At 71.7% G+C, this 6622-nt stretch carries 7 protein-coding genes; 5 read left to right on the top strand and 2 right to left on the bottom strand.

What is annotated here, in order from left to right:
* Positions 1-2 precede the first annotated feature (2 nt).
* A complete protein-coding gene (locus ACZ4XX_RS23315; RefSeq protein ID WP_468509790.1) occupies positions 3-1439 on the top strand; it encodes an aldehyde dehydrogenase family protein in 1437 nt (478 codons plus the stop codon).
* The gene (locus ACZ4XX_RS23320; RefSeq protein ID WP_468509791.1) at positions 1432-2328 is read left to right on the top strand and encodes an aldehyde dehydrogenase family protein; all 897 of its coding nucleotides are present in this window, start codon (positions 1432-1434) and stop codon (positions 2326-2328) included. The genes ACZ4XX_RS23315 and ACZ4XX_RS23320 overlap by 8 nt, the downstream gene beginning before the upstream one ends.
* A 70-nt stretch (positions 2329-2398) precedes the next feature.
* On the opposite strand, the gene ACZ4XX_RS23325 is transcribed toward ACZ4XX_RS23320, so the two are convergent.
* Positions 2399-3133 carry a TetR/AcrR family transcriptional regulator gene (locus ACZ4XX_RS23325; protein ID WP_468509792.1) on the bottom strand — a complete coding sequence of 245 codons (735 nt, stop codon included), beginning with the start codon at positions 3131-3133 and terminating at the stop codon, positions 2399-2401.
* A gap of 114 nt (positions 3134-3247) precedes the next feature.
* On the opposite strand from ACZ4XX_RS23325, the gene ACZ4XX_RS23330 reads away from it, so the two are divergent.
* Positions 3248-3838 (top strand): NADPH-dependent FMN reductase, encoded by a 591-nt coding sequence (locus tag ACZ4XX_RS23330; RefSeq protein WP_468509793.1) that lies wholly within the window; start codon positions 3248-3250, stop codon positions 3836-3838.
* A 3-nt stretch (positions 3839-3841) separates the two neighbouring features.
* Entirely contained in the window at positions 3842-5374 is a 1533-nt protein-coding gene (locus ACZ4XX_RS23335; protein WP_468509794.1) for an MDR family MFS transporter, read from the top strand.
* Here ACZ4XX_RS23335 and ACZ4XX_RS23340 read toward each other — a convergent pair.
* Complete coding sequence (locus ACZ4XX_RS23340; protein WP_468509795.1) at positions 5307-5705, bottom strand: hypothetical protein; 399 nt, start codon at positions 5703-5705, stop codon at positions 5307-5309. The genes ACZ4XX_RS23335 and ACZ4XX_RS23340 overlap by 68 nt on opposite strands.
* A gap of 61 nt (positions 5706-5766) precedes the next feature.
* Here ACZ4XX_RS23340 and ACZ4XX_RS23345 point away from each other — a divergent pair, with 61 nt between their 5' ends.
* Complete coding sequence (locus tag ACZ4XX_RS23345) at positions 5767-6462, top strand: uridine kinase family protein (protein ID WP_468509796.1); 696 nt, start codon at positions 5767-5769, stop codon at positions 6460-6462.
* The last annotated feature ends 160 nt before the right edge of the window (positions 6463-6622 follow it).

The raw sequence follows: 6622 nt of genomic DNA on the forward strand, positions 1-6622 counted from the left end.
ACATGGCATCTGCATTCGAGTACGCACCGGCGCCCGAGTCCCGGTCCGTCGTCGACATCGCACCCAACTACGGCCTGTTCATCGACGGCGAGTTCGTCGAGGCGGCCGACGGCAAGGTCTTCAAGACCGTCTCCCCCTCCTCCGAGGAGGTCCTCGCCGAGATCGCCCAGGCGGGCACCGAGGACGTCGACCGCGCGGTGAAGGCGGCCCGCAAGGCCTTCGAGAAGTGGTCGGCGCTGCCCGGCTCCGAGCGCGCCAAGTACCTCTTCCGCATCGCCCGGATCATCCAGGAGCGCAGCCGCGAGCTGGCCGTCCTGGAGACCCTGGACAACGGCAAGCCGATCAAGGAGACCCGCGACGCGGACCTCCCCCTGGTCGCCGCGCACTTCTTCTACTACGCGGGCTGGGCCGACAAGCTCGACCACGCGGGCTACGGGGCGAACCCGAAGCCGCTGGGCGTGGCCGGTCAGGTCATCCCGTGGAACTTCCCGCTGCTCATGCTGGCGTGGAAGATCGCCCCGGCGCTCGCGACCGGCAACACGGTCGTCCTGAAGCCGGCCGAGACGACCCCGCTGACCGCCCTGTTCTTCGCGGACATCTGCCGCCAGGCCGGGCTGCCGAAGGGCGTCGTCAACATCCTTCCCGGGTACGGGGAGACGGGCGCCGCGCTGGTCGCGCACCCGGACGTGAACAAGGTCGCCTTCACCGGTTCGACCGCCGTCGGCAAGGCCATCGCCCGGTCGATCGCGGGCACGGACAAGAAGGCCACCCTGGAGCTGGGCGGCAAGGGCGCGAACATCGTCTTCGACGACGCACCCATCGACCAGGCCGTCGAGGGCATCGTCAACGGCATCTTCTTCAACCAGGGCCAGGTCTGCTGCGCGGGCTCGCGCCTCCTGGTCCAGGAGTCGATCCAGGACGAGCTGCTCGACTCGCTCAAGCGCCGTCTGAGCACCCTGCGCCTCGGCGACCCGCTGGACAAGAACACCGACATCGGCGCCATCAACTCCTCGGAGCAGCTGGCCCGTATCACCTCGCTGGTCGAGCAGGGCGAGGCGGAGGGCGCCGAGCGCTGGACCGCCGCCTGCGACATCCCCGAGGCCGGTTACTGGTTCGCCCCGACGCTCTTCACGAACGTCACGCAGGCGCACACGGTCGCCCGCGACGAGATCTTCGGCCCGGTCCTGTCGGTGCTGACCTTCCGTACGCCCGACGAGGCGGTCGCGAAGGCCAACAACAGCCAGTACGGCCTGTCCGCCGGCATCTGGTCGGAGAAGGGCTCGCGCATCCTCGCGGTCGCCAACAAGCTCCGCGCGGGTGTCGTCTGGGCCAACACGTTCAACAAGTTCGACCCGACCTCGCCGTTCGGCGGATACAAGGAGTCGGGCTTCGGCCGCGAGGGCGGCCGTCATGGTCTGGAGGCCTACCTCGATGTCTGAGTCGGCGACGCGGCTGAGCGTCTTCAAGACCTACAAGCTGTACGTCGGGGGCAAGTTCCCCCGCTCCGAGAGCGGCCGGGTGTACGAGGTGACGGACTCCAAGGGCAAGTGGCTGGCGAACGTACCGCTGTCCTCCCGCAAGGACGCCCGTGACGCGGTCGTCGCCGCCCGCAAGGCCTTCGGCGGCTGGGCCGGCGCGACCGCGTACAACCGCGGCCAGGTCCTCTACCGTGTCGCCGAGATGCTGGAGGGCCGCCGGGACCAGTTCGTCCGCGAGGTCGCCGAGGCGGAGGGCCTGTCGAAGTCGAAGGCGGCCGTGGTCGTCGAAGCGGCGATCGACCGCTGGGTCTGGTACGCGGGCTGGACGGACAAGATCGCCCAGGTCGTCGGCGGTGCCAACCCGGTGGCGGGCCCGTACTTCAACCTGTCCACGCCCGAGCCGACCGGTGTCGTCACGGTCGTGGCCCCGCAGGACTCGTCCTTCCTCGGGCTGGTCTCCGTGATCGCCCCGGTGATCGCGACGGGCAACACGGCGGTCGTGATCGCCTCGGAGAAGGCCCCGCTCCCCGCCCTCTCCCTGGGCGAGGTGCTCGCGACCTCCGACCTGCCGGGCGGTGTCGTGAACATCCTCTCCGGCAAGGCCTCCGAGATGGGCCCGCACCTGGCGGCCCACCAGGACGTCAACGCGATCGACCTGACGGGCGCGACCGAGGGCGACCTCGCCCGCGACCTGGAGATCGCGGCGGCGGACAACCTGAAGCGCGTCCTGCGCCCGCGTACCGAGGACTTCACGGAGTCCCCGGGCACGGACCGCATGACCGCCTTCCTGGAGACGAAGACCGTCTGGCACCCGACGGGTTCGCTGGGCGCGAGCGGCTCTTCGTACTAGGCACCGGACCGCTCCGGCAGGCGCGCCTGTCCGGTCCGACGGGCCCCCGGGTGATCCCGGGGGCCCGTCGTCATGCCCGGCCGCGTTCCACGAGCCCCGCCACGCCGTCGAGCACGCAGTCGAGTCCCGTCTCGAACTGCCAGGCCGCGTCGTCCTTGCGCGCCGCCCCCCGGGTGTACCGCCGGTAGGTCGGGTAGCGCCCGGTCTCCATCAGGTACGACATCTGCGGGGCGAGCCCCCGCCGCGTCTCGTCGGCGCTCTGCCAGCCCTGCTCCTCCATGTACTGGCGCAGCGCGGCCTCGGACTGCGTGGCCCCGTGGACGTACGCGTTGACCGCCCGGAACGCGGCCATCATCGTGTCGACGCCGAGCCCGAGCCCGTCGAGCGAAGCCAGCTGGCGCTCGGCCGCCGCCATCCGGGTCGGGGTGAGCGCAAAGAGCGGCGCCGGCATGCGGGCCAGCCAGGGGTGGCGCAGCATCATCTCCCGGGTCCGCAGCGCGTACGCGCGGAGCGTCTCCCGCCAGCCGGAGACCTCGTCCACCGGGGCCAGCTCGCCGGAGACCCGGTCGATCATGAGCGCCCACAGCTCGTCCTTGCCGTTGACGTGCCGATAGGCGGCCATGGGCGCGACGCCCAGTTCGGTGGCGACCTTCCGCATCGTCACGGCGGCGAAACCCTCGCGGTCCGCGATGCCGATCGCGACCTCGGCGATCCTCCCCGCGCTGAGGGACGCCCGCGGTGCCGCCGCGGGCCGCTCCAGGCGCTCCCACAGCGAGACGTCGTCAGCCTCTTCCTTCTTCGCCACTCGGATCTCCCTCTCTCGCGTACAGCGTATGCCTTGTGGACGACGTACACATCGATGTGTACGTTGTACACCAGTCGGTATACGACGTACACATCGACGTTCCAGGGGGAACCCATGACCGCTCCGCTCCACCTCACCGTGATCCAGGGCTCGACCCGCGACGGCCGCCTCGGCCCCACCGTCGCGAACTGGCTGCTCACCCAGGCCGCCGACCGCCCGGATCTGACCACCGACCTGATCGACCTGGCCGAGACCCCGCTGCCGACCGTCTTCCCGCAGCTCGGCCAGGCCCCCGAGCGCGCCGAGGACCGCGCGCTGCTCGCCGCCGTGTCACCGCGTCTGGCCGCCGCCGACGCCTTCGTCGTGGTGACCCCCGAGTACAACCACAGCTACCCGGCCTCCCTGAAGAACGCGATCGACTGGCACCACAAGGAATGGCATGCCAAGCCCGTCGGCTTCGTCTCCTACGGCGGCTTCTCCGGCGGCCTTCGCGCCGTCGAGCACCTGCGGGGCGTCTTCGCCGAGCTGCACGCCGTCACCGTGCGCGAGGCGGTCGGACTCCAGGGCATCTGGGGGCAGTTCGACGAGGACGGCCGGGCCGTCGACACCGCCACCGACACCGCCGCGAAGGCGATGCTCGACCAACTCGCCTGGTGGGGCGAGGCACTTCGCAATGCCCGCGCCAACAAGCCCTACTCCGCCTGAGCCATGACGACCGATCAGACCTCCGCGCCCGAGACCCGCATCCCCTACCTGGGCGTCACCGGGCTCATGCTCGGCATCGTCCTCGCGACCCTCGACGGCACGATCGTCGGCACCGCCCTCCCCACCATCGCGGGCGAACTCGGCGGCCTCGACCGGCTGTCCTGGGTCGTCACCGCCTATCTCCTCACCGCCGCCGTCGCCACCCCGCTCTGGGGCAAGCTCGGCGACCTCTACGGCCGCAAGGGCAGCTATCTCTCCGCCGTCGGCGTCTTCCTCGCCGGGTCGATCCTCTCCGGCCTCGCGCAGAGCATGGGGCAGCTCATCGCCTTCCGCGCCCTCCAGGGCATCGGCGCCGGCGGTCTGATGGTGGGCGCCTTCGCACTCATCGGCACCCTGGTGGCCCCGAAGGACAGCGCCCGGGTCCAGGGCATCACCGGGACGATGCTGCCGGTGGCCTTCGCCGGCGGCCCGCTCCTCGGCGGCCTCCTCACCGACCACCTGAACTGGCGCTGGGCCTTCTACGTCAATCTGCCCGTCGGCCTCGCCGCCCTGCTGATCGTCTCGCTCGGCCTGCGCGTACGGACCCCGCGCGTCCGAGCCCGCGTCGACTGGGCGGGAGCCCTGCTGCTGACCACCGGGGTCCTCGCACTGACCCTGCTCGCCGGCTGGGCCGGCACCGCACACGCCTGGACCTCACCCCGGATCCTGGCCCTGGGCACGATCGCGGCCGTGGCGCTCGCCTGGTTCGTCCGGGTCGAGCGGCGGGCCGAGGAGCCCGTGATCCCGCCCCGGCTCTTCCGCACCCGCAACTTCACGCTGGCGCAGATCCTGAGCTTCCTGGTCGGCGCGGGCATGATCGCCGCCCTGAACTATCTGCCGCAGTACCTGCAGTTCGCCCGTGGACAGTCGTCCACGGCGAGCGGGCTGCTGCTGCTCCCGCTGATGCTCGCCATGGTCGCCGCGCAGCTGGCCTCGGGCCGGATCATCGCCCGTACCGGCCGCTACCGGATGTACCCCGTCCTCGGCGGTGCGCTGATGACGGCGGGCGCGCTCGCCCTGCTGCTGCTCGACATGGACACCCCCGTCGCCGTCGCCTCCGGGCTCACCGTGGTCGTCGGCGCGGGCATGGGCTTCCTCATGCAGGCCACACTGCTCGTCACGATGTACGGCGCCGAGCCGCGCGACATGGGCGCGGCGAGCGGCACCGTCACACTCGTACGGACACTCGGCGGCTCACTCGGCGTGGCCGTCCTCGGCGCGGTGTTCACCGCACGCCTCGACGGGGCCGACACCCACCTGACCCCGGCACAGGCCCTGCGACTGCCGGAGCCGGTACGGGAGGGCCTGGGGGCGGCGGTGACGAGCGGGGTGCACGGGGTGCTGCTCGGCACGGCACTGCTCGCCGCCCTGGCCTTCGCCGTGGCCTGGCTCGTACGGGACACCCCGCTGCGGCCCGAAGCCGGCTCCGCTACGGAAGCAGCCCCCGCGTCAGCGGACCGGCCACCGGCAGATCGGCCACTGCCCCGCCCTTCGTGACGTGGTCGGTCACCAGGTTGGTGCCCACCGGCTTGAAGTCGGCGACCTGGGTGCCGAGGCCGTTGTCGAGCGGGTCGACGCCGGTGTTGGCCAGCGGGTCGAGCTGGAGCTTGGTCAGCGGGCCGATCCCGTGGGTGACACCGGACAGCGCACCCGCACCGGCCGCGGCGGCGTCCGTCCTGGTCAGCGAGTCGACGGGCAGCGGCACCGGGGCCACGGCCTGCGCCGCCGCACCGGCGCCGAGCACCGCCGCGCCCGCCGCCGTGACGGTGAGACCTGCCGAGAGCAGGGCGCTGCGACGGGGGCTCCGGGATTGTGCGTGACGCGCCATGATGATCCTTCCGAGCTTTTCACGGGGTAACCGATCGGACACCGACAGTAGTTGAGGTGTGATGCTCGATACCAACGGCCTTCCTCGGGGGTCCCCTGCACGGGGGAATGGTTCACACTGGTGTCCCGTGAGTTCCCAACCGATTCCGACCCGTGTCGTCCTGCTCGCGGGCCCCTCAGGCTCCGGCAAGTCGTCCCTCGCCGCCGTCACCGGTCTCCCGGTCCTGCGCCTCGACGACTTCTACAAGGAGGCCGACGACCCGACCCTCCCTCTCGTCGAGGGAAGCTCGGACATCGACTGGGACTCCCCGGGGTCCTGGGACGCGGACGAGGCCGTCGCCGCCATCGTCGAACTGTGCCGCACGGGGCGGACCGACGTCCCCGTGTACGACCTCGCCACCAGCTCCCGCGTGGACCGCGAGCGGCTGGACATCGGGCGGACGCCGCTCTTCGTGGCGGAGGGGATCTTCGCGGCCGAGATCGTGGCCCGCTGCCGTGAGCTCGACGTCCTCGCCGACGCGCTCTGCCTGCGCGGCCGCCCCTCGACGACCTTCCGCCGCCGGCTCGCCCGCGACCTGCGCGAGGGCCGCAAGTCCGTCCCGTTCCTGCTGCGTCGCGGCTGGCGTCTGATGCGCGCGGAGCGGGCGATCGTCGCCCGCCAGTCGGCACTGGGCGCCCACCCCTGCGCCAAGCCGGAGGCCCTGGGCCGTCTGGCGGCCGCGGCAGCGGGCCGCCACCGCACGCCCGCGGCGGGCTGAGAGCCAGAAGACCGGAGACCCGCAAACCCGGGAACCCGTAAACCCGTAAACCCGGACACCCGGACCACCCGGAAAACACGACGCGGGGGGGGGGGGGGGGGGGGGGGGGGGGGGCGGGGGGGGGGGGGGGTGTTTTGTCTGCCGCGTGTGTCTCTTTCTT

The organism is Streptomyces sp. NPDC029956, assembly GCF_055574655.1.